19 protein-coding genes are annotated in these 24,070 nt (G+C 49.5%); 5 read left to right on the plus strand and 14 right to left on the minus strand.

Features of this window, described 5'->3' with window-relative positions; all coding sequences use genetic code 11:
• Positions 1–223: 223 nt before the first annotated feature.
• The 13 genes from BM040_RS21345 to BM040_RS21405 form a co-directional block, all read right to left on the minus strand.
• On the minus strand, positions 224–766 hold the full coding sequence (locus BM040_RS21345; protein WP_092105843.1) for a dihydrofolate reductase family protein: 543 nt from the start codon (positions 764–766) through the stop codon (positions 224–226).
• A 68-nt stretch (positions 767–834) separates the two neighbouring features.
• The gene (locus BM040_RS21350) at positions 835–1,569 is read right to left on the minus strand and encodes a helix-turn-helix domain-containing protein (protein ID WP_092105844.1); all 735 of its coding nucleotides are present in this window, start codon (positions 1,567–1,569) and stop codon (positions 835–837) included.
• 128 nt (positions 1,570–1,697) lie between these two features.
• Entirely contained in the window at positions 1,698–1,871 is a 174-nt protein-coding gene (locus BM040_RS22180) for an isocitrate lyase/phosphoenolpyruvate mutase family protein (RefSeq protein WP_175491151.1), read from the minus strand.
• Between the two features lie 298 nt (positions 1,872–2,169).
• The gene (locus tag BM040_RS21360) at positions 2,170–2,844 is read right to left on the minus strand and encodes a LytR/AlgR family response regulator transcription factor (RefSeq protein ID WP_092105847.1); all 675 of its coding nucleotides are present in this window, start codon (positions 2,842–2,844) and stop codon (positions 2,170–2,172) included.
• 41 nt (positions 2,845–2,885) lie between these two features.
• The gene (locus BM040_RS21365; protein WP_245756328.1) at positions 2,886–4,391 is read right to left on the minus strand and encodes a sensor histidine kinase; all 1,506 of its coding nucleotides are present in this window, start codon (positions 4,389–4,391) and stop codon (positions 2,886–2,888) included.
• A gap of 305 nt (positions 4,392–4,696) precedes the next feature.
• Positions 4,697–5,353, minus strand: coding sequence for an OmpA family protein (locus tag BM040_RS21370; protein WP_092105851.1), 657 nt, complete (start codon positions 5,351–5,353; stop codon positions 4,697–4,699).
• Positions 5,354–5,355: 2 nt separating this feature from the next.
• Positions 5,356–7,116: a hypothetical protein gene (locus BM040_RS21375; RefSeq protein WP_092105853.1), complete on the minus strand. Its 1,761-nt coding sequence runs from the start codon at positions 7,114–7,116 to the stop codon at positions 5,356–5,358.
• Positions 7,117–7,124: 8 nt separating this feature from the next.
• Positions 7,125–7,892 (minus strand): hypothetical protein, encoded by a 768-nt coding sequence (locus tag BM040_RS21380; protein ID WP_139217871.1) that lies wholly within the window; start codon positions 7,890–7,892, stop codon positions 7,125–7,127.
• A 258-nt stretch (positions 7,893–8,150) separates the two neighbouring features.
• Positions 8,151–11,615 carry an acetate and sugar kinases/Hsc70/actin family protein gene (locus BM040_RS21385; RefSeq protein ID WP_139217872.1) on the minus strand — a complete coding sequence of 1,155 codons (3,465 nt, stop codon included), beginning with the start codon at positions 11,613–11,615 and terminating at the stop codon, positions 8,151–8,153.
• Positions 11,616–11,960: 345 nt separating this feature from the next.
• The gene (locus BM040_RS22145) at positions 11,961–12,065 is read right to left on the minus strand and encodes a GIY-YIG nuclease family protein (RefSeq protein ID WP_317040197.1); all 105 of its coding nucleotides are present in this window, start codon (positions 12,063–12,065) and stop codon (positions 11,961–11,963) included.
• 119 nt (positions 12,066–12,184) lie between these two features.
• On the minus strand, positions 12,185–13,636 hold the full coding sequence (locus tag BM040_RS21395) for a hypothetical protein (protein WP_092105858.1): 1,452 nt from the start codon (positions 13,634–13,636) through the stop codon (positions 12,185–12,187).
• Positions 13,637–13,638: 2 nt separating this feature from the next.
• Positions 13,639–14,052 (minus strand): hypothetical protein, encoded by a 414-nt coding sequence (locus BM040_RS21400; protein WP_092105860.1) that lies wholly within the window; start codon positions 14,050–14,052, stop codon positions 13,639–13,641.
• Positions 14,053–14,057: 5 nt separating this feature from the next.
• On the minus strand, positions 14,058–15,410 hold the full coding sequence (locus BM040_RS21405; protein WP_092105862.1) for a hypothetical protein: 1,353 nt from the start codon (positions 15,408–15,410) through the stop codon (positions 14,058–14,060).
• Positions 15,411–16,220: 810 nt separating this feature from the next.
• Between BM040_RS21405 and BM040_RS21410 the strand changes: the two genes are divergently transcribed.
• The 3 genes from BM040_RS21410 (at position 16,221) to BM040_RS21420 (ending at position 19,749) form a co-directional block, all read left to right on the plus strand.
• Positions 16,221–17,222 carry a formylglycine-generating enzyme family protein gene (locus tag BM040_RS21410; RefSeq protein WP_092105864.1) on the plus strand — a complete coding sequence of 334 codons (1,002 nt, stop codon included), beginning with the start codon at positions 16,221–16,223 and terminating at the stop codon, positions 17,220–17,222.
• 36 nt (positions 17,223–17,258) lie between these two features.
• Positions 17,259–18,578, plus strand: a complete 1,320-nt coding sequence (locus BM040_RS21415) for a Gfo/Idh/MocA family protein (RefSeq protein WP_092105866.1) — start codon at positions 17,259–17,261, stop codon at positions 18,576–18,578.
• A gap of 172 nt (positions 18,579–18,750) precedes the next feature.
• Entirely contained in the window at positions 18,751–19,749 is a 999-nt protein-coding gene (locus BM040_RS21420) for an FAD:protein FMN transferase (protein WP_092105867.1), read from the plus strand.
• A 103-nt stretch (positions 19,750–19,852) separates the two neighbouring features.
• Here the strand turns inward: BM040_RS21420 and BM040_RS21425 are convergent, their stop codons facing one another.
• A complete protein-coding gene (locus BM040_RS21425; protein ID WP_092105870.1) occupies positions 19,853–20,776 on the minus strand; it encodes a hydroxypyruvate isomerase family protein in 924 nt (307 codons plus the stop codon).
• A gap of 1,046 nt (positions 20,777–21,822) precedes the next feature.
• Between BM040_RS21425 and BM040_RS21430 the strand changes: the two genes are divergently transcribed.
• Positions 21,823–23,235, plus strand: a complete 1,413-nt coding sequence (locus tag BM040_RS21430) for a phage integrase SAM-like domain-containing protein (RefSeq protein WP_092105872.1) — start codon at positions 21,823–21,825, stop codon at positions 23,233–23,235.
• 11 nt (positions 23,236–23,246) lie between these two features.
• Positions 23,247–23,807 carry a helix-turn-helix domain-containing protein gene (locus tag BM040_RS21435; protein WP_092105875.1) on the plus strand — a complete coding sequence of 187 codons (561 nt, stop codon included), beginning with the start codon at positions 23,247–23,249 and terminating at the stop codon, positions 23,805–23,807.
• Positions 23,808–24,070 lie beyond the last annotated feature (263 nt).

A 24,070-nucleotide genomic window follows, 5' to 3' on the forward strand; every position in this document is an offset into this window, starting at 1 on the left:
TGATTATGAACCAGTTTGTAACTTTATACCCGGAAAGATGTAGATTCTAAAACACCAGCCCGAACTCACTTACACACTTTTCTGGACACTGTCCTAGGTATACTAGTTAGAGGCTGTTATTAAGTATAAAAACTGATAAACACCTGCTCTACCTCCAAGCCATAAAAGCCCTGCTCCAGAGTTCGCCATCATTTTTGAGCAGATACTGCTTATTGGCCGTACTTTAAACTGGTTCGTATGTCAGTTCTACTACCCCTGATTTAAACACACGAGTACCTATTAGTTTGAGCCTAACCCGCTCTTTCAGATCCTCAAACAAGGGTTTACCACTGCCCAATGCTACGGGGTGGACAGAGATTTTGTACTGATCGATAAGCCCCAGGTGGATGAAGGTCTTGATAAGACTTGCACCACCATAAAGCCAGATATCTTTGCCTCCCTGCTTTTTTATGTCTGCCACTTTGCTGGCAATGTCGGAAGAGATGAAGGTGGCTTTTCCGTCGGTTCGGTTTTGCCTTGAAAAAACGAACTTGTCCTTGAAATGTATACTCTGCCACATTAGCTTTTCTGCCGGACTTGCATTTGCATCTGGTTGAAAGTTGCCCCAGGCGTCATAGCTCACCCTGCCGTAAAATATAGTGTCTATACTTTCAATGAAGGCATCAAAGTCCATGTCATCGTCCATGATGCACCAATCAATTTCGCCGTTCGGACCCTCAATGAACCCGTCCAAAGTCACGGCAAGATTAAGAATGACATTTTTCATTTTCTTCAACTTTTTTCCTGCAAAGAAACGGTAACCTACCTGTTTCTGCTTTGGAAAAATGCGACAATCTAGAGTTGCGAAGGCGAAAGCCCTGTATTGCGCTTCACTTCATTGGCAAGATGCGAATGGTCATAATAGCCACACTCAAAGGCAATGTCTAACAAGCTTCTTTTATCATCAGCGCCCTTAATCAGAGACAAAGCATGCTGGAACCGGACAATATTTGAATACTCTTTCGGTGAGATGCCAACCTCCTTCTTAAAATGGCGCTCCAGTTGCCTTACTGTAATGTGGTTCCTTTGAGAAAGCTCCTGAATGCTCAACTGCCCCTTTGCATGATGCATATCTTGTATAACTGACTGTAATTGGTTGCCTCTGCTTTTTACTCTGCCAATGAAGAACTCATTTAAATATCCGCAAGGGTTTGCAAGGACTTTGTCAATATTGAATGAAAGGGGTCTATCAAACTCAATGGTATTGTCCGTCAGTTCATGCTGTGGGAGGTAATTATAGAAGGCTGAAAAGCTTGCCGGCTTCAGGCAAACCCCAACCAGGTGAGTATTGGAGTTTATATAGCTGTCTTTAAATGATGTCATCGCACCCACAGCATAGGTTTTACCAAACTCCATAGAAACCAAACCGTTGTCTGTCAAACAAGTGTCGCCCAGATTCATGACTAACCCGGCACAGCCATCCGGGAAATTCCGCTCCCATTGCTTGTCCGGGTCCTCTCCCTTCAGCACCCAAAAGGAGTGAATGTAGGGCTCAAGTTTTACACTGGGTTTAATTTCTCGGTATATCATACGTATGAGTGGACTTCAAAAAAGAATTAGTATAACAGCTATGGCTTAAAAAGTAGCACTAGCGTGTATATGAGTAGCCTCTTTGATGTTCTCCGAGATAGCGGTAGAAGTCCTACCAAATCCCGCTTCTACATCCAGGCGAACGGTAGGCTGGTGTTGGAGGCAATCCTTTTGACCAGATTAACAAGTTCAGAGAAACTCATTTCTTCACCATCCCTGTGACCCAGCATCTGGGCCATTGCGGCGCAGGATGCTCCTATCGCCCGGAAGCCTTCTTGTTGGGCTACCGTAGCACTAGCCACATCCCATACATACAGATCAGGAGAGGCTCATGTTGCGCATGTAATTATTTGAGAGTCTTTTACAAAGAATGCATATGATTTTCAACCGGCAACTGAAAATTGAATAAGTATTATTTCTCTTTAGCCTGGTTTACTTGAAACTTCGGGAATTAGGAGATTTAGCACTAGCGGCCTACACGAAGGAAGCAACTTTGGTCAACGACTAAAATTAAAATCCTTTATAAATCCTTTATAAAAGTATTGGCTTCCCCGCAATTGATTTTCTAACCACACGTTCACTGTCCTGATTTTAGGGCAATCAAACCAACTGCAGTTGCTGCATGTACGACGCCCCTACCGGCACCTCGTTGCCCTGGATGGTTACCTGGTGGCGCTCGATCTTCTCTATTCTGTTTTTGGCAACAATGTAAGAGCGGTGCACGCGCACAAAATTATCAGGTGGCAAAAGCTCAGTGGCCTCTCCGGTGGTCATGCGGGTGAGCAGCTTTCTGTCCTCCAGCACAAAAGTCACGTAGTTGCCGGCTGCCTCCAGGTACAGTATCTCATCAAAGTATACCTTAACCTGCTCATAGCCGGTTTTCAGGAAAAGGTAGTCCCTGGCCGGGGCTTGCGTGCCACGAAGCTGCAGCAGCTCCTGGGCTTTGTGGCAGGCCTTGATGAACCGCGGCAACGAGAAGGGCTTGAGCAGGTAATCAATGGCATCGAGCTCGAAACTTGTCACGGCATGCTCGGAATAGGCCGTGGTAAAAATGACCATAGGCTTCTTCTGCAGGCTTGAGAAAAATTCTATCCCGGAGATATCAGGCATTTTAATGTCGAGAAAGAGCAGGTCGACCTGCTCTTTCTGCAGGTAGTCCAACGCTTTGAAAGCATCGGTAAAGCAGGCGGCAAGCTCCAGGAAAGGTACCTTCGCGGCATGGGAACGCACCACTTCCAGCGCCATGGGTTCATCGTCTATCGCTATTGCTCTCATACCTGCCTTTATACTTTATCCGAAATATACTCCGTTTATACTTACAACTCCAGCGTGAGGTGCACAAAGAATTCCTCGGGGGTCTCACGGATAATCAGCTCGTGCTTTTGAGGGTAAAGCAGTTCCAGCCGCTGTCTCACGTTTTTCAGCCCGATCCCGGACTTGTTCTTCTCCGGATCCTGATCCGACTTTTTATGGATGCTGTTGTAAACATCAAAGTATAGCTTGTTCTGGTCACAGTGCAGGCTTACCCTGATCCAGGATTTGTGCTGCAGGCTGATGCCATGCTTGAAGGCATTCTCCACGAAGGGGATAAGCAGCATGGGCGCAATATGCTTTTGCTCCAGTACTTCCTCCATCTTCGTCTCTATGATGATATCAGGAGAGGCAGAGGTACGCAGCAGCTGCAAATCGATGTAGTTGCGCAGGTACTCTACCTCACGCGCCAGCAGTATCGTTCGCTGCAGGTTTTCGTGGAGCATAAAGCGCATCATATCGCCCAGCATCTGTATGCCCTGGGCCGTGCGCTCGCTGTTCTCCTGCAAGGCAGTGCCGTAAAGTGTGTTCAGGGCGTTGAATAAAAAGTGCGGGTTTATCTGCGAGCGCAGCAAGTCCAGGTTCGCAGTCGAATAGCCGAGCTCTTTTTTCAGCCCCACTACTTCCTCCCGGCCCCTTAGCTGCCGTTTATACAAAAACCAGGTAACAGGCGCTGTAACAACCAACTGGAACAAGGCATTGGCAAAACTGATCCCCAAGGCCTCGTCGTTATCCAGAACAGGCAGCAAGAGGAAAACGGCAGGTAAATAAGAAAGTATAAGTATAAGCAACACCTTTAACTCATAAGAACCAAAGGGGCGTTTTTTTCCCAGCGATTTAGGTATGAGCTCGTAAAAAGAGAAGAAGTATAAAAGGATGGCGCTAAGTGATACAAAGGCCCAGACAACTGTTTCCTCTTCTCCTACATCAAACAAAACCAGTATAAACACGCTCACCAGCCATACCATAAAAGCCGTAATCAGGTCCTGTGTCACCATCCGGAACCTGGATTGTATGGCGGCAGAATTGGAGAGCAGGTAAAGCCCGAAATACTTGATAAAAGTATAAAAACCGAACACGAGCAAGAGCCGCAAGGTATTCTGGAAGCTGCTCTGGAACGTATAATTCCAAAACTCCCGCACAGTATCGTACCGGGGCAGCAGGTAGGCTTTATAGTACGTATCGGTGATGCCCGTCACAACTCCCACAGCCACAAATGCAGCCAGTACGAGCAGCACATTCAGCCAGATGGTCTCCTTCCGGATCAGCTTGGGCACCACCTTAAAGTTTAGTAGCAGGAAGGCCAGGTAAATGACGGTGAAGCGCACCAACTGGGGCCAGAAGAAATACTCGTAATAGTGATACACCACATTCGCGTGCCTGAACGAGGACTCGTTGGGGCTATTGTCCACGGAGAGAGAAAATAGCGCAAACACATAAATGGTGGTAGCTGCCCAGAACTCTATCTTATTCCGCTGGATAGGTTCGGCTATAACGTTTATTATTGCCATATCATTCATGGACCAATGATAGCAGAATGGGCAGTTGAAAAACAATAAAAGTGATGAAGTGCCCGAAGTTTGTGACGAATATGCAGTGTAGTAATTTCAGCAGCGGCACCGTGCTGCTTACAACATGAGATACCAATACCCAAATTGCTTTCGGGTGGTAAAGATACCGCCTAAGGATGGAGAAAAGATGAATGATTTGGTAGCGATTGGTATGTCCCCGTCTAACGCTTCCCCATGAGCAATAGCAGCTAAAAGATGTTATGGGCGGCAGGTAAGACAGGCAAAGCACTGGCCATTCTGCTGTACTACCTGGCTTCCACATCCAGCGCGCCCACCTTCGGGAGAATCTGGATGACGAAACGACGGTCGCGGATGTCCCCTTTGCGGCCTGCCCCCTCAAACCCGCTTCCGGCTGCAATCAGTTCTACCCTGTCTCTGGGAAACTTGATGCCCTGGTCTTGCCAGAAATCGAGCAGTGCCAGCGCCCGCTGGTAGCTCAGTTGCAGGGCATACTCCCGCTGGGTAATGTTACGCGGATCACCTTTGGGGAAGCTGGCCGCACGCCCGTCAATCACGATCAGGTACTTTACATCCTCCTCCTCGATGGAGTTAATCACCTGGCTCAGGTTCTCACCAGCCCTGCGGAGCGGAGCCCGGGCCCGTTGCGGAATTTCTGCACTGCTCTGCTCAAAGAGCACGTCCACCAGTAGTTCGTGGCGCTTGTACTGCTCGTTATATTGAAAGTATTTGTCATCCAGGCGGGACAATGCGGCTTTGATCTCATCCAGCTTTCGCTTTTCCTGCACCTCCACCTGCAGGCGGGCAATATTGTCCCGGTTCTCCCGGTCTTTATCCTGAAACAGCTTAAAGCTCAACACAAAAAGCACCAGCATCACCAGGAAGAGCACCGTCATCAAATCGACGTAGCTGGGCCAGAAGAAGTCTCTGCTTTGCTTGCTCATACTTACCTCCTGCCCTGCCCTCCGCCAAAGAGCTTGTCCAATGCAGCCTTCAGCGGCCCGGGCTCCATACTTTTAGCCATCTGTGTGTTGAGCAATTGCAGTTGTTGTAGCAGTTGCTGCTGAATTGCCGTGTCGGCTTCCAGCTTCTGCAGCAGGCGCTCGTTTGTCTGGCGTATCTCCCCGGATAGTTGCTGCTGCGACACATTTAGTTTACCCTGCTGGTTGCTCAGGTCCTCGAACGGACGCATGTAATCGAGGATGCGCTGGTACACATTGTCCTCGTTGAGCCTTCTGAAGTGCTCCTGCCACTTTTGGTAAGCGTTCTGTGCGTCCCGCTCCTGGTGCTGCAGCCTGGCTTCCATCAAATCGGTTAACCGGAGCGCCGCCTTATCGAAATACTGTTCGATGCGGGAACCGATGTTGTTCAACTCACGCTCGTGCTGACCAAAGAAATTCACCTGGCGCTGTATCGACTCGTCGTGCTTCTGCAGGTATCCCGGTACTTTATCGAAGCCCTCCTGCAGGCTGTTCAGGCGCTCGAGCACCTGCCCAATCTGGTGCGTGAGCTCCGCCCCTTTCCGCACTGATTCGTTCAGGGCTACCTGGTACTGCATGAAGTTCTTGAACAGCTGCTCGCTCTCCTTCATCTTGTCAAATACCTGCAGGTTGGCGTTGGCCATCTGCGTAAAGCCAATCTGATCGAGTTTCTCAATGAATTCCTTCTGTGTGCTGATGTTTTCTGTAAGCGTATCCACAATAGGCCGGAAGCCGAGCACCTTGTCCAGGAAATCCTTGTTAAAGGAGTCCAGCACCGATTTCAGGTTGCCCAAGCTGGCCGCCATATCGGAGTTGAGCTTGGGCAGCAGGTTGGTCTGCAGGAAAGTATAATAGCTGTTTTTGTGGCGGTCGCGGAGGCTGCGGGCGTTCTTCAGGGCGTTGTTTCCCAGCAAGGTTAGCAGCAGGCCCAGAAAGCTTCCCGACATGGCGATGAGCACCCCAAACAGGAAAGACGGGATGTTCTGGTCGGTGATAAAAGAACCCGCGGCGCCCCCCGTTTCATCGCCTCCCAAACCAGACCATATCAGGCTCGACAAACCGATGATCACCCCGGAGAACGTACCGAGCAGGCCTACATAGAGCGGCGTGGCAATGGTAGACTGCACTTCGGCATCCATGGCTTCCGAATACCGCTCCGACACATCTTTGAGGATATCAAAATCCGCAGCGGCGCCCTTGTTGCGCTTCAGGTACTGGTTGGTGCTCCGGATGATGCTGGCAAAGGTTTCGGAGGGGTGCTGTACCTCGATCAGGTCGATGGTAGCGGTTCCACGCCCGCCCGAGGCTACCGTGGTGATGAGTGGGTCCGGGTCGCCCTGCACCAGGTGGATGTTGCCCCCGGCAAACAGTTTCTCCAGTTTTTCGCGGGCTATACTTAAGCTGGGCACTGGGCCGCCTTTGGCCTCTATCTGCAGCATGTTATCCTCTACAGCCACCACTCTTTTAATCACCGGGTTAGAGGGTGTATACTCCCGGAAGGGCTTGCCTGCAAGTATGGCTTGCCATGTGGTGCTGTCAGGTTTGGCTTCGGCAGGCTTCTTAAAGTCACCGGCCTCCAGCAGCTGCTCCCGTATGCTAAGCTGGTCTTCGGAAGGAAAGAGCTCGGCTATACTTTTAATCTTCTGCTTGTTCCCCTTGTATATATACAACTGGTAGCCAAGTATGATGAGTATCAGTACTGCCTCAAGTATAAAAATGCCTTCCATCTAAGGGTTTATCTGAAATCTATGCGTGCTTTCTCCTGGATTCTCCAGCCGTTGTTTACTTTAGCTAAAATGCCGTCGCCCTGCAGCACCACCCGGCTCACCATCCGGTTACTTGGTTTCTCAAATGCGAAGGCGTTCTCGAGCCGGTCAATGCCTTGGGCAATTACAAAGGCATGGTTACCTGACAGGTTAAAGCGGTAGCGGGTCGTGCTGCTACCATCGGCCGGCAAGTCCATTTCAATGTAGCTGTCGGAGTCGGGGCTGTGCTGCAGTTGGTGCTGCCGTATTACGCCATCCTCCGGGATAATGGCAAAGCGAGTGCCCGTGTCGGGTGCGGCTTCCGGCACAGCCTCGGGCTGCACAGGTGGCGGCGTGGCGCCGGCTGCCTCCCGCTCCAGTTCGTCCAGCAGGTCGCTGCCGACAAATTCCATCCGCACCGCTTCTGAGGCGGAGGCAGGCGCCGCTTTTTCCCTTCCTTCAGGATTATTGCGCTCTGTCGGTTCGTTTCTTCTGCGCTTGTCTTTTCTGCGTTTTGGTGGCTGTTGTTGCTGCTCAGCTGTTTCCTCGGCCTGTTGGGGCTGGGGCTGCTGCCGCTCGCGTTGTTTTTGGCGCTGCTCAGGCTGCTGCTCGTGTCGTTGTCTCTTCTGCGCACCACCTTCGCTTTGCTCTCCGGATGATGGTCTATTGCCCCGGCTGGCATTTCCCTCCAGCCTTCGGAGGCGGCTCTCTAGGTCGCTGTTCTGCTCTTTAAGCTTGTTTATGCGTTTAGTGAGCATGTTATAGGCGCTTACGGCTCTTAAAAAAGCAAAAGCAGCACCTAGCAGCGCGATGATACTTATAATAATGGCAGTTGTATTCATGGGTTGATGTTACATTCCGAATTAGGACTTATACTATGTTCAGGCTACCTCTACCGCACATGGTTTAGCATTATCCTGACCTTAGAAGAAACTCCGATATATAATCTATACTTGTTTTTCCCTGTCTCTACCAAAGGTCTGGATAACACCTAGCTAAAGGCGCTTGCTTATACTTTAAGAAATAGCACTCACCTGCGACTGCTGCTGGTAGAGCTCCTTCGACAGCAAGTATAGCGACTGCTTGAGCGGCATGAAGAACATGGTCTCGTGCAGCGGTTCCCTGTCTGTCAGGCCACGAACGGTGTCTTCCAGAATCATGGTGTAGCTGTCCTGCAGGTTCACGCGCATGAAGTCAAGTACGCGCATCGGGTCCACTTCCACACCCATCGAGCGCATCAGCGGCGAAATATCCGGATCATCGAGCAGCATCTCCAGGCAGTTCATCACGTTGTCCATCACTTCCTGGCGCAGCTCGCCCGTTATCTGCGTTTTGGTTACCGGTGTCAGGGCATCCTGTGGATTGGCCGAGCCGGTCGGTTTCATGATCGGAATATTGGTCAGGTCATTCAGATCGGTGCCTTCCAGGGCCATGGCGCCCCCGTTAGCCGTTACCTGCTTCGGATTATCCACCAGCACCAGCTTAAAGTTGGCCGGCGGCTCCTGCCCTGTTACCTTCTGGAAAATGGCTTTGGCATAGCGCTCCACGTTCGAGAGGTTGTTGCCCGCGCTCAGCAGCTTGATGTACAAGCTACCGCGACCGCTGAACGAGATGTAGCGCGGCATTTTCACCTCGAGTTGCTGCACCAGCTGCGCCAGGTGGTACATCAGGGCACCAAAGTGCAGGTAGAACATCAACCGCAGCTGGCGCGCCTGCAGTAGCTGTGAGCTATAGTTTAGCTCCTTGTCATAACTGAACAAGAGCGAGCTGATGTCGGCCGAGTTGAAATCAGGGTTGTCCAGCGCCGTCTCCAGGAACTTGCGGTACTCGCGCCCCTCTTCGGTGAGCGGAATACGCAGCACGTGGTCCACACCATACTGCAGCAGGCCGTTGTCTTTGCTCGTTTTTACCGTAGCAAAGCCATCGCCCCACAGGTCGTTGCCGGCAAAGCGGAACGAGGAGCTGTGCGATGGCCTGCGGTTGGTGAACAGCAGCACGTCGGTGGTACCGCCGCCAATGTCCACGTTGATCAGGTTCTCGTCCTGGCTTGGTACCACCGCTCCGGTTCGGGACAGGAAGTAGAACGGCGCTACAGATTCCGTGATACAGACTGTATTTCTGCCGTTCTTGAACACATTATTATAAACCGTGTCCCACACGTTCTGGAACATGTTGCGAGAGTACTCATCGAAGCTCAGCGGCGCAAACCATACCACTTTAGTGCTGGCCACGTTGCCGTTATTGAGCACCACCTTGTTCTTGATAAGCAGCATGATCTCCGTGAAGAAGGCCTCAATGCGGCGCTTGCCAGCATTGGTCAGCGTTTCGCTCCATTTCAGGTCAGTGTGGTACGTCTGCTTGTACTGGTCCTGGTGCGTGCCCTCAGTGTTTATCGAGAAACCGATGTTGATGTTACCAAACAGGTTGGTGATCTGATTTTCAAAATCAATAGACTCGCAGGTGGCCGTACGGGTAGGGAAATTGTACAGCGAGCCGCCGGAGCCGATGATCAAAGGTATAAACTCCCTCTTGAGCAGGGTCTCCACGGCAAACAGCCTACCGAAACCGCGTTTGTGGAAGCGCTGGTAGTCTGTCAGGGCCGGATCATCAGAAGGTTTGTTGAGCATCACCAGCTGCTGATCATTGGCGGTGATGGAGAACTCGCGCGGCGGCTGGTTAGCCCCGGAAGTATAGGCAATGTGCGTGTTCGATGTTCCGAAGTCGATGGCAAAGGTGAAGTTGTGTATCCCCTGCTGCATTTCCTGGAACTTCGGCACAATCAGGGCTTTGCCTATAAAATCCACTCCTTCGTGCCTGAATTCTGCAAAATCGAAGTGCGTGCCCCGGATCTCATAGTAAGTACTGCCTGCGCTGCTGTTGCTCTTCTTCGTGCGCTTATGAGCCGTGGCAGAGATGATACCGCCGCCTGCTTCCAGTTGCTTGCCGCCGGCAAAGAAACTGAGCGAGTGATTCCTGTTTACCAACAAGGCATCTATGTCCTCATCCACCAGCATCACTTTGTAGAAGTCGTTGTATTGCACCGCATCCGTAAATTTGTAGAACGGGAACACGCCCAACCCGATTCTGGATTTAAGGATATGGCCTTTCTCCGGAATGATGTTGCCATTGGCATCCTTCGAGTTAAGCGGATTATCGTAATAGCTGCGCTCGTACACCACGCTTCCTTTCTCAGTTGGCACACGCAGTGTTACCCGCACATGGTTCACGTCGATGTGGAAGGTCAGGTGATTGGCCAGATCCTCAGGCGAGAAGAAATCAAAGTATAAAGGCGTGATCGGCAGCAGGTAGTAAAAGGATTTCTCCGTTACGCCCGGCTGATAGACCACCGTGCCGCTATAGAAACGGTCGGTATTTACCTCGTAAGGCACCTGTACCAGCGTTTCCTGCAGCAGGTCGTTAATCGTCAGGTATGGGTAGTTGAAACCCACGCCCGGAAGCGAACGGTTTTCCAAGGGCTTTTCATCCGCATAACCCACTACGGTGTTCACCGGCCAGGCCAGGTTGTTCACATACTTCACATCGGGCGCCAGCCGCAGTTCAGGCTTCAGCACAATCGGCCTTTCGCCGGCAAAACCGGTATGGGTTGGACGAATAAACAGGTCGCTGCTGGTAACAGCCGTCTGGTCTTTCTTCACCAGGAAGTTGATGTGACCCACGTGCACCGGGTTCTGCTGGAAATCCACCAACTGCAGGTACTGGGAGGCAATGGTTCCCTGACCAACTGCGCCGGCCATGTTTATACTTCGCAGCAGGTTCTCATCCAGGGCATTATACACTGCCGGGAAAGCCTGGATCATGGCTGGGTTCGACACGAACAGTTTGTGCACATACTCCCTGAAGTCCGGCTCCCGGTGCTCCAGCGACACATAATTATGGTCGAAGTAGGTGCCGATGTTCTGGGCACGGTTTATACTTAGCGGCCGCACGTTTGGCGCCACAAACAGGAAGGTTAGCGGCGAGGTACCGCCAATGAGCTGCATATGCCGGTCGCCGCGTGGGGTGGTCGACTCAAAGAAAATCAGAAAGATGTCCTCGATACCCTGGAAGCGGCTGTCGTTCATGAAAAGCTCCAGTGTGCGGCCCAGCAGGCTTGTGTTTGGGTTGGCCTGCATCGCGCCGAGCTGCTGGTGCTTGTTCCAGCGGCGGATGATGATCTTGTTGCCAGCCTGCGCATAGCTCTGCTGGTTGTAGAGCAGCTCCCACAAATCCCAGAAGTGCGTGACAAATTTATGGTAAATGGTATTGGTGTTGCTGCCTGCCACACCGCGCTTTACAAAATCAAAAGCGGTCTCAAACAGGTGCATACGGGCGAATGGCGTCGGGATGGAGGCATTAATTTTTAAGGCTCTGCCACCGGCGCCATCGGTGATATCTTTTATCTCAGTGCTCGTGATTTGACTGGTTTTGGCCCAGCCCTCCACGTTAGATCCGGTTTTATGAAGACGAAGTACTTTCGGCATGTTTGTTTTTTGTTTTAAGTTCGATTGCCAGCTTCCGCTTGCAATTTTCAAGCACGATCTAATTACGGGCTTTGGCCGCATCTATAAATTTATTCCTGTCCCACTCTTTTGTCATCCTGAAAGGATCTTGTGGGCAAGAACAAGTAAAGCCTGCTATTCCCATACATCCAGAAACATCAGCATAGGATTCTCCTTCCTTATCAGTTGCAACTTATCTTCTCTATTCATGAGCTTTATTTCTTTCTCACGCTCTATGGCATGTACTATAGAAGTAAAGCGTTCATAGTATAGCAACTTATAGCAGTAATAGCGCCCGGCAGATGTTTCCGGTTTACCGCGGTTTGCTTAGTGCTGATTTAGTCTTTCCTGCAAATCATTCGTCATACCTTTATATAGCACTGTTTTTCTTGGGTTAGTAATGATATACACAAAGTAGTTGTGACTTTTCATAGTTAAAGTCTATACTCATTTCCCACAAGATCCTTTCAGGATGACAAAGAGAAAACACTAACTCTATTCCGGCTTCCTATACTCCCCTCCTGTTATAAGGAAGGGTTCGGGGGAGGTTGCTAACTATACTTCAGTTTCTCCTCCACCAGCCTGTCGGTAGCGGCTTCAAACGCTTTAATAGTTGCCTGAAAGGCATTGCGGTCGGAGATGGACTCGGAGGCACGGTTCAGCTCTTTTACAAAGGCACCCTGATGAATACCTTTATTCAAAAAGCCAGTCTCGATCTGCTTATCAGATACCATGCGGTTGAAATCCGTCTCGTTCAGGTTGAGCGCAGCAAAGGTCCGCTCCTTTCGGCTCAGTTCGCGCAGCCATGCCTGGTATCCAAACTCCGGGTTTGTCAGGAACTTGTTCAGCTCCCGGAACACCGGCTCGTTTCGAAGAGCCCCTTGCAGATCCACCCCTTTGGCATAAGCTGCCTGTGCGTCGCCCGGCAGGTGCGTGGTGTAGTAGCGCTCGAAGTAGTGGAAACGTATCAGTTGCTTTGCAATGCGGTCACGGGTTTCGCTGTCCAGGTGCGAGAACTGCACGTTACTTACGTCCTCACGCAAGCCATACTCGTGGAAGGTTTCGTTCCCGGAGAGCTCATCATCGGAGTAATCCATGAAGTCCACAATTGCCAGCGCGCTCAGCAGTTCTACCAGGTGTGCGTCGTTTTTTTGGCTTGCCCTGCCCGGATTGTTCTCCAGCGGCTTGTCCGGCGTATCGCCCATATAATAGACCGCATTCACGCCATTCAGGTGGTTTTGGTAGTAGGACAGCGCATCCTTGGCCTTGGTAGTAAAAGTGTTGGAGTCGATAAAATCCGCTTCTACGCCCGCGGCTGGTTGCTCTAAAGAGAAGTAGGGCAGCACCACCATCGCGCCTGTCAGGGCTGTATTCAGGCTGGCTGCATTTGGCAGGCTTGTGCGGGAATCCTTGAAATTTTTGAGCAACAGCGGGAAGCCGGCGGCTCCTGTACCCCCAAAAATGGAGCTTACAAAGAAGATGCGGTCACCGGGCTGAAAGTTAGAGGCAAAAAAGCGCATCTCCGGCGAGTCGATGATCTCGTTAAGTACCACGCTGCCCACATTCGGACTACCGCGGAAACCCACGTCCAGGCTGTTGTTCAGGTTCTCGGGCGTGAAAAGCAGATCCATTAGCGCCTGGCTTTCCACGTCCAACTGGTTATAGCCTACATGGTCCTTAAATGGCTTGTTGATGCCCCCGAAATCATACACAAAGCTGTCCCGGATCTTGGCTGTCCCGTCGCCGGCTATACTTGAGAGCGTGCTGATGTCGGTGTGGAAGAACCCATCCTCGCGGCGGCCCAGGGCGTCGTGGATGTGCTTGTAGGTTTTAAGCAACTCCACGGTGCGGTTCATGTCGCCGTTCTGCGTGTCGGGGTCGATGATGATGGGGACTATTTTATCACAGTTCTGAATCTTGACACCCGCTGCCATCAGCATGACCAGCGAACGGATCACGCGGGAGCCGGTGCCTCCAATTCCGAATACAAAAAGCTTTGCCATAGTTATTTTTTGTTAGGCCATTTCATAGGGGTTGTCCATGCCTGCACAGAGCCCCTTTTGAGAAGTAAAGAGAAAACGAAGAAAAGTATAAGGCTGTATACTACGTTCACAAAAGCGAACATATAAGTATACGAGTGGGTCTCAATCTCATTTCCTGTCACCTGTGTCACCGGAATGATGAAGGCGATGATAGCGTTCAGGATTAGGAACATCACCCAGTGCTGCGTCTTGTACAGGCCGGTGCTCATCAGGCGGTTCAGCACATAGTAATAAAGTATAACGATGCCTAGTGTGATGATGAACAGCATCAGGCCGGTGTTCGGAAAAACAACCTCGCGGTAATCATTGGTGAAATTGGCAGGGATGGGCCGGCCCAAAACCATTTCATAGAGTCCGGAAAAAAAGCTTTGAATCATGCGTGTTAGTCTGCTTTGTTAAATTGAATGGTTGCCTTGAATACGAAGTCGCTCTGGTCGCGGTACAGCGCCTGTACGCCGTCTATGATTTTAATAAGCTGATATGTCTTTTTCGGGTCCGCGGCCGGGTTGTTATCGTTATCCGTTGACCAGGCGTTGATCCAGGTTGGCGTTACCTGCGGCAACTGTACCGATATGGAACCGGAGCTAGCTGTCAGCTCAGGCACCCGCACCCGCACAAAATGACTGTATCTTGCAAGTCCCGGGATGGCTTTTATACTTTCATCAGCCGCCGTCACCGCTACCATACTTGCCCTACTGCCTGTGCTGCTTACCTGCAGGTTGCGCTTCAGGTAATCTGTGCGTTGCATCGACATTGGCAGACTGCTTAAATCCAGCCCCACGGTAAACTCCACCGGCTCCTGTTTTGCTGGCTGCAGGCTTATTTCAGTACAAGGGTCGGCATTGCGGCTACTGCAGTACACAATTCCAGACGGTCTAAACTCCTTCTCCTTCAACAGCGCCGCATGGGGCACCGCCTCATACTCGAACCCGAAGTACGCCTGCTGCGACGGCAGGTTGCGCAGCACCCTGTTTGTTACCACCTGCACTTCTTCCTGCTTTCCAATCACCCAGATATAATAGGGAATCTCCTCCCCGTTCAACCTCCTGCTTACCTCTGGTTTCTTCACGGCCGGGTGGTACGTGCCGAAAAACTCAGAGGTGTTTCCAAGTATAGCGATGGCCAGCCCCTGGTGCTCGGCCTCCCTCAGGCTGCTCCTGATGTCGGCGTCCAGAGAGATGAACTGTCCCTGGTCGCTGGGGCCATGTATAAAGTCGGAGATGATGATGCTTACCGCTCCTTGGTCGATAGAATTTTGCAACGCCGCCTTTAGCATAGCCGGAAGCGGGGTGCCACGCACATCATCCCTAATACCACTAACGATATAGCTTTTCATCGTATTGTACGACACGCTGTCCAGCACCGGCCGGCTCCGGGCATCTTCCTTAGCCAGATAGAACCCTTTTTCAGCCACGTAGCGCCCGTCCTGCACCTCTGAAATCAGGTTGAGCAGGTTGTTCTGGAATGTAGTGGCCTCTTTCCCGGCTGCTGCGGCTGGCATAAAACCTTTCATCCCGTTTGAGATTTCCAGATATACATGAACGTCCACTTTTTCGGGTGTAGCGGCAGCAGTCGGCGGGGCTGGAGTGTCAGTTCCCCTGCTTTGTCCACCAGTGGTAGCTATTTCCGGTTCATCTTCTGCTTCCCTACTCTGCTTCTTAAAGCAGCCGCTTAGCAGCAGTCCACAGCAAAGCAGCAGCACAAGGAGGTTAGTTTCGATCTTTTTATTAAACATGCCTTAGGCTTTAACAATTGGGCATTACGATGAGAAAGTGTATTTTGATAACAGGGCATCGGCAGACGCCCCTAAAAATTAGGATTGTTTTAAAAGTATAGACATATAACGATATATAACAAGGATAGATACAGGGAGCCCTGAAAATGTTCTCCAGGAATACTATCTAAGCTTCCTGTCTACATCAAAGGTTGGCTCTGGGAATGTAGAATGTGCCCCCTTCCCACCTAGTGCTTTAGGCCATATTGATATGCGCAACTCACTGCATAGCTGAGCACCTCTATTTCTACAGATGTACTTACCATATACGTCAGCCTTTGCAGATAAAGGGGTAGTTTGTGCCAAATGCAGATGAACTTCTTCCCCTCATGTTCAAGAGAGTTAAAGAAAAGGAATTTTAATTGGCAAGCCATCCAGAACTATATCTTCTGTGTACTATGTGCCCGTCAGATTATACAGACAAAATAACCTAGAAGGTATACGCCCTGTAGTGAAAGCGGCCCCGGAAAGCTCCACCAATGCTCCTTCAAAACTATGCGTAGCTCCTATATTAACAACGCAACTTGTTGTTAATCTCAAAATTTATCCTAAAATTGAAAAGCATCCTTGGTTAAGCCATTCCCGTGTTTGGGATGTATGGTAATATAGGCTTCTTCACTTATATTTAGGTCATACATAAAACACTCCTAAACAATTGGCAGCAAACGTAACAGCCACATCAACATAAAAATAAGATTGCTTAATTCTGCAGGAGAGCGCCTGAGTTTTGCACTGTCCTCTTCATACTTAAGAAAAACTAAAATAGCTGGAATGAATCTTTCAAAACTGCCCTTTTACACTCTCTTAACTGGGCTTACCTGCCTCACCCTTACCCCACAAATCGCACACGCACAGCAAAGCAGCCAGGAGCCCTATACGCAGGAAATTTCCGGAACGAACCTGAAGTTTGATATGGTAGCCATACCCGGAGGTGAGTTCGTGATGGGAAGCCCCGCCGGCGAGAAGGGAAGAGAGGCAGACGAAGGGCCGCAGCACCCGGTAAAAATTGACCCCTTCTGGATGGGCAAGTACGAAGTAACATGGGATATCTTTGAGCCATTCGTGTATAAGGATTTTGAACTTACGCAGAGCAACGGCGCTGTCAGCGCTGAAGTGGATGCCGTAGCACGTCCCACCAAGCCATACCTGGACATGACCTTTGGCATGGGGAAGGAAAATCATCCCGCCGTCGGCATGACGCAGTATAACGCCATCCAGTTTTGTAAATGGCTTTATGCCCGCACCGGAGTATTCTACCGGCTGCCTACCGAAGCTGAGTGGGAATATGCCAGCAGGGCAGGCTCTCAAACAGCGTACTCTTTCGGCGACGACCCATCTACGCTTGACGAGTATGCATGGTACCAGGCCAACAGCAACAAGACAACACACCCGGTAGGCAGCAAAAAGCCCAATGCCTGGGGCCTGTACGACATGCACGGCAACGTAGCAGAATGGACCATAGACCAATATATACCCGATTTCTACAAGAAGTTTAAAAGCAAAGCCACCGCAAACCCGGTTGCCAAACCCGAGAAACTTTACCCCCATGTCATTAGAGGAGGCTCCTTCGAAGATGAGGCTGCCGCGCTGCGTTCCGCTAACCGCGAGGGTTCGGACCCAAGTTGGAAGCGGATTGACCCGCAGATACCCAAGAGCAACTGGTGGTTCCCTGAGGCACCTTTCGTTGGCCTCCGCCTCGTGCGCCCTGTGAATCCGCCGTCTCAGGCCGAAATCGATGCCTACTACAACCAGCAACCCACCCCCGACTATTGATTTTGTTCTCAATCCTTAACACAATAAAGAATCAGCATGAAAGATTTCGACTCTAATAAGCGAAGAGAGTTCCTGAAGACGTCGGCTATACTCGCTGGCGGAGCTATACTAAGCAGCATTCCTCTGGCTGGCGCGTATGCAGCAGGCAGAGGCACCATCAAAATTGCCCTCATCGGGTGTGGCGGCAGAGGTACAGGCGCAGCCTTCCAGGCTTTGGAAACAAAGCATGATGTAAAATTGGTTGCGATGGCCGACGCATTCCGTGACCGTTTGGATGAAAGCTACAAGAGCCTGTTTGGCAAATATGGAAAGTCAAAGGTCAATGTGCCGGAGAGCAAGAAGTTCGTGGGGTTTGAGGGATATAAAAAGGCGATAGCCGAAGCCGATGTGGTGCTGCTTGCTGCCCCTCCCGGATTCAGGCCTATGCATTTCGAGGAGGCCGTAAAGCAGAACAAGCATGTGTTTATGGAGAAGCCTGTTGCCACGGATTCACCGGGCATACGTAAAGTGCTTGCCGCCGCCGAGGAAGCGAAAAACAAGAAACTTAACGTCGTGGTAGGCTTACAACGCCGCTACCAGAACAATTACCGCGAAACGATTAAGCGCATTGAGGACGGCGCGATAGGCGACATCGTATCCGGGCAGGTTTACTGGAACAGCGGCGGTGTGTGGGTGCGCCCCCGGGAAGCCAACCAGACGGAGATGGAGTACCAGATGCGCAACTGGTACTACTTCAATTGGCTATGCGGAGACCACATCACCGAGCAGCACGTGCACAACATAGACATCGCCAACTGGGTGAAGAACAGCTACCCGGTTTCGGCGCAAGGCACCGGAAGCCGCTTCCAGCGAACAGGAAAGGAATACGGCGAGATTTTCGACAACCACACGGTGGAGTTTCTGTATGCTGATGGCACCGTAATCCAAAGCCAGTGCCGCCACTACGAAGGAACTAGAAACCGGGTGGATGAGAGCTTTCAGGGCACAAAGGGCAGAGTGTACCTTTCTGCCAACAACAGCGGCAGGCTGTGGGATTACAAGGGGAACGTGCTTTACGACCACGCCGGTAAGAACGACCCTAACCCATACCAGGCTGAGCACGACGAGCTTTTCGCTGCTATAGCGGCGGGCCAATATAAGTTCGCGGATGCAGAGCGCTCAGCCCTCAGTACCATGACTTCCTTGCTGGGCCGCTACGCGACCTACTCTGGCCAAGAGATAAAGTGGGAGGATGCCCTGAACTCAAACGTAGACCTGATGCCGGAAACCTTAGCCTGGGATGCTATGCCTAAGGTTCTGCCAGATGCAAACGGGTTTTACCCTGTTGCCATACCGGGCAAAACAAAAGTGATCTGATAAACTGCCGATTTGTTGGCAATAAAGAGATTGTCCCTGAAACCAAGGCTGCCGTGGCAAGCATGCAAAACTGGTGATGGGGCAATCTCTTTAAGTTTTTCCCATGCAGGCGATGTGTTATAGGCATTTATGGCCTTCCTGCTGCTAGTGTTCCAGTACCTTTGTTATATCTATGCGATTTCTATTGCTGTGCCTGTTTGCCTCGCTTCTTGCGTTCACCAAACAACCTGAGCTAAAACCGTTTCACATTAGGGGCTTTGCCCAGGGAACCACCTACCAGATAACCTATTACGCAAAAGACAGCAGCATATCAAAGGAGCAGGTAACCTATCTACTGGCGCAAATCGACAGCTCGCTTTCCTTATACAAGCCATACTCGCTGATAAGCCAGTTTAACCGATCCGCGTCCGGGCTGCAGGCAGACAGGCATCTCCAGAGAGTAGTTAAAAAGGCGCAGCAGGTCTCTAAAAAGACTGGAGGCGCTTTCGATATCACTGTACAGCCCTTGGTGCAAGCCTGGGGTTTTGGGGCAGCACCTGCCTCTGAACTACCCGATTCAGTCACTATACAAGCTTTGCTGCAGTGTGTCGGGAACCATAAGATACGCTTACAAAAAGGCCATCTCCATAAAACCAATCCTTGTGTGCGCATAGACGTAGATGGCATTGCCCAGGGCTATACCGTAGATGTGCTAGCAAACTTCCTGGAGGAAAAAGGTATCCGGAATTACCTGGTGGAGCTGGGCGGTGAGATACGGGTAAAGGGCCGTAAGCCTGACGGAAAGCCGATGGCCATCGGAATTGAGGGACCAGCTGTTAACAATCCTAACGATCCTTATCCTATCCAGAAAATAATCAAACTGGAGAAAGGCGCTATCACCTCCTCCGGCAATTACAGAAAGTTTTACCAGAGCGGCTCCAGAAAAATCTCTCATCTGATAGATCCCAAAACCGGTTATCCTTTAGACAACGAGCTCATCAGCATAACGGTGCTGGCCGGTGATGCCATGACAGCCGATGCCTATGATAACGCTCTGATGGGAATGGGCCTGAAGAAAGCCTTCGATTTTGTAAACCGCCAGAAAAAGCTGGAGGCTTATTTCATATTCCGCAAAACAGACGGCTCGGTGGCTGACACCGCTACCGCGGGATTCACGAAGCTTATGAAATAATACTCCTCGAATAAATTGAAAAGTTAAGACGGGCAGTATGGTTCAACCGTAACCATACTGCCCGTCTTAACTTTTCAGCAGCTTTATTTATGGAAGCTGCTGGTTAGGCCTGCTTAAAGTTATCAACTTCCCTGTATGCTTTTATGAGAGCTGCTTCTCCTTCCTTGCCTTTCCTTGCATTGCCGTGCTCCATACCCACCACACCTTTGAAGCCTTTTTCGTAGATATGCTTAAACACATTCTTGTAATTGATCTCTCCGGTGGTAGGCTCATTTCTGCCCGGGTTGTCCCCTACCTGTATGTAGGCGATCTCGTCCCATGTCAGGTTCATGTTGTGGATCAGGTGGCCTTCGTTTTTCTGCATGTGGTAGATATCGTACAGAATTTTGCAGGAAGGACTGTTTACAGCCTTGCAGATCATATGGGTTTGATCGGAGGTACGCAGAAACAGATTGGGCGTATCGCTGAGTGGCTCCAGCACCATCACGATGCCGTGCGGCTCCAGGATTTCCGCCCCTCTTCGCAGGGCCTCGATCACATGACTTGTCTGCACGCCAATAGGTAGTTTTCGCTCGAAGTCGCCGGGCACCACGGTCACCCACTTTGCGTTCACACGCTTGGCCACCTCCACAGCCCGCTTGCACCCGTTCAGGAATATATCGATGTGCTCCTGCTTTCCCGCCGCCAAGGTGTTTTGGGAGTTTCCTCCTTTATCCACTACAAACACGCCCATGGTCATGCCCAGGCGGGCGAGCTCATTGCCTATCTTCTCCTGTTCGCTTACCGAGCGGCCCATCATGCCATTGTCTTCCAGGGCAGTGAAGCCTTGATCCTTCATGAACCGGAGCTGCCTTATTATGTCGTCACCAGCCGACTCTTTGAACATCCCAAAGTGCGGGGCGTAGTTAAGGTTAAAGGCTTTGGCTGCCTTCTGTGCAGCAAGAGGATTTCCGGCCAAGGCTGAGGTCCCGCTTGCAAGGGCTGCTGCACCTAACAGGCTGAATTTTAAAAATTCACTTCTTCTCATTAGATAAAAGGTTAAAGATAAACAGCACTACCTTAATCGCCTTTTGAGCAGCAGCGCATTACTATTTTGTATTTTATCTTGACATATAGACATCTCTATAAGAGATATTCACTCTACCAATGCTCTTGTGCAAAACAAAGCCTCTCTTACGGAGCGCCCTTGCCCCTATACAATATCGGATATGGAAAATTCGCCTTCAGCTCCTACATCGTACTAGAGTCTGTTGAACCTTATTACCTGCGCAAGCCTATTCCTAAATATAGTTTATTTATAGTTATGAATATGGTTTCTATTGCTCTAATCTCCAATAGAAAGTGTACCTATGCCTGCTAGTGGAAGAATAATGCCCTGCATCTAAGTTTTTCTTGCTGGAAGCTATATACCTTTGCCCTGAGTAGATCCAAGTATGCATTGACACTCCTGGCCTCCTCTGTATTGCCTTTCAGGCGTCCCGCCTTTATGGACCACTTTCCAGGGGCACGTTTCGATGCGTGCAGAATTCGAAACGCCTCCCTTCGATGGTGACACGCAGGTAGATAGGCAACAAGTTGCTACTGGTTATTCTGGACTTTTTCCCATAGAACAGTATGCTGATCTTGTTTTTCATTTTGTATCCTCCTTTATCGCTTAAGTTAACACTCTAACCGAGGCCCCACAAGCTGCACATACCCTTCACAACTGCTTGACATACACACACTTACACGGTATTCGGATACCAAAACAAAATATTATTTTTGGTATCCGAATCTGCCCCATAAGGATGGAGAAAAAATGAATGTTTTGGTGGGTGGGTTGAAACAATAAAGCCCGTAAATCGCTGATTTACGGGCTTTTACTTCTTTTTGGTATCGCTACCAGCAGAGAGTGAGGGACTGCAATTTCATAACAACTCCTTACAACTTAAATTGCCAAAATAAACCTAACTATCTAATAAACAACATATTATTACTCCAAAACTCTCTAGACTACAAAACAACTATATATAACTTCTCACTTGTATATTTGACTAAATCTTGACTATCTTGACTAAAATTTGACGACACTAAATGGCACGCCTTGACGAGCACACCTCCCTTATTGTAGTGAAGGAAGGCGCAAAGCTCCACATCAAAATTTACTACTCCCGAGATGGCATCAAACGATACAAGACCAACATCTATGTAAAGGACAAGGTACAGTTCATTAAAGACAAAGGCTTCCGCAAAGGCAATGCCCTAAGCCCTGCTTCATTTCAAGAGGACAAGTCAAGGCTTGATGAGCTGCAACTCAAAATTGAGACCCTTATTGACGATTTCCTACGCGAGCATCTTGTTAAGCCTACCGCTGAACAGTTGGACGCCCTACTAGAAAATCATAAGGGGAGCAGCCAGAAGAGTTATACCTATATCTGCGATTTTTTGAGAGAGTATACTGAGAACTTCAACAGCAAGGAGCGAAACAGCAAAAGCGTCGTCAGGGCACTGGACTCTGCTCTGACACAGTTTTGGTCTCACAAGAATAGGAAATACTATTTCAATGAAATAGATGAGAAGTTCATTGGTGATTTTATCGATTATCTCCTGTTTGAAAAACCTAAAAGGCTGTCAAATTCAAAAACAGATATTAGAAGACCTTCACACCACCTACACTCCCCAGTGGTCTTCGACCACGAATTTGGCATGAATAACAACACCTTGGTGAAAAGGCTCGACGCGTTTAGGTCTTTCATCATCTGGGCTATCAATAACAAAGGTGTCAATATTGACTATAATAAGGTAAAGGAGGCATTGAAGAAAGCGAAGAAAGACAAGAGCATCACTGAGTACACCAATATAGAGTTCGCATTCCGAACTATGGATGATGTGAAGCTGCTCGCATCAAAGGAGTTCGAGAACACCATTAAGGATGACACCTATGTAGAAAATGTGTCTGGCGCAGAGAAGCCTAAAGGAGTGAGCAGAGATGTGCTGATACGTACAAAAGACTTTTTTATCATCAGCATCCTAACTGGCAATAGAGTTTCGGACTTACGGGCGATAAAGAGGCATCACGTCAGCATGGGAAAGCAAACAGCAAAGAAGACTAAGGGACAGTTCCTACTGAATTCTAATAAGTCCGTTCTCCAACTACTCGAAAAGCATGACTACAACATGAACATGAGTGACCCGAAATATAATAAATGCATAAAGGTGGTGCTGAAACAGTTCTACCAAAACTTCCTGCACCAGAAAGATAAGATGGTGTATGTTATCGAACGTAGGGGTAGGCACGAACAAGTGCAGGAGGTCGAATATTTTAACCTCGCCGCCAGCCACAGTGGCAGGAGGTCATTTGCAACTATCGCCTATCACGAGAGTAACAAGTCGAAGCGCTCAATTATGCAGTTCACGGGGCACACCAGCGAAAAGGAATTCGATAAGTACATACAACTCGCACCAGAAGAAGACATTAAGGACTTTGCCGACTTTATGAGTATCTAGTTATCATCAGAATGAACAAAAAAGAACTATACACCGAACTATTGGAGAATTACAACCTCCAAAAGACTGAGGCTATCGCTTATCTAAACTACCGGGTAGGTGTGGCAGTAGACAAAGAGAAAATACTTGACAAGCTCTCAAACAATATCGATAAGCTCGCAATACTATGTGCAGACCTCAAATTAGAGATTCGGCTTCACGAGAATAATCCATTAGTTATTACTGGCATAAAGCAATTCTACTCAACGAAACAAGCTGCTGAGATATTGAATATCTCCCCTAGCAAGCTTAGGCAGCTGATTGATGAGGGCAAGTTGACTGTCAAGAAAATAAATCAGAGAAATTGGCAGTTACCGACGTGGAGTTTGGAAGCCTACAGGAATGACTTAACTCAGCTCGTGGTGGCAGATGCTACAGAGGAAGAGGTTTTAGATATTTTCGGTAAGGAGGCAGAGTTACTAGTGAGCCTCATCTCGTCCTCTGGCATACGAACCGTCCATGAACTTCAAAAGAGTGTGATGCGGAAAATTGCGAATGTGTGGGATAACATCACCAATGAAGTGGTAGATTAACATTTATCACGCAACATGGTCTAATCCCACAACAAAAAGCCCCTTAAAACAATAGGGGCTTTTATGATTAAGTTATGCAAGGCAGCTCATGATTGGCTCTGAGTAGTGCTTTAATAAACTAGGTTGCATAGATTAAGAAACCAGCTCAAAGCTTAGAACATTATTCTTGGACAGTGTCCAGAAAAGTGTGTAAGTGAGTTCGGGCTGGTGTTTTAGAATCTACATCTTTCCGGGTATAAAGTTACAAACTGGTTCATAATCAG

The organism is Pontibacter chinhatensis, assembly GCF_900113285.1.
In the GTDB taxonomy this organism is placed as follows: Bacteria; Bacteroidota; Bacteroidia; order Cytophagales; family Hymenobacteraceae; genus Pontibacter; species Pontibacter chinhatensis.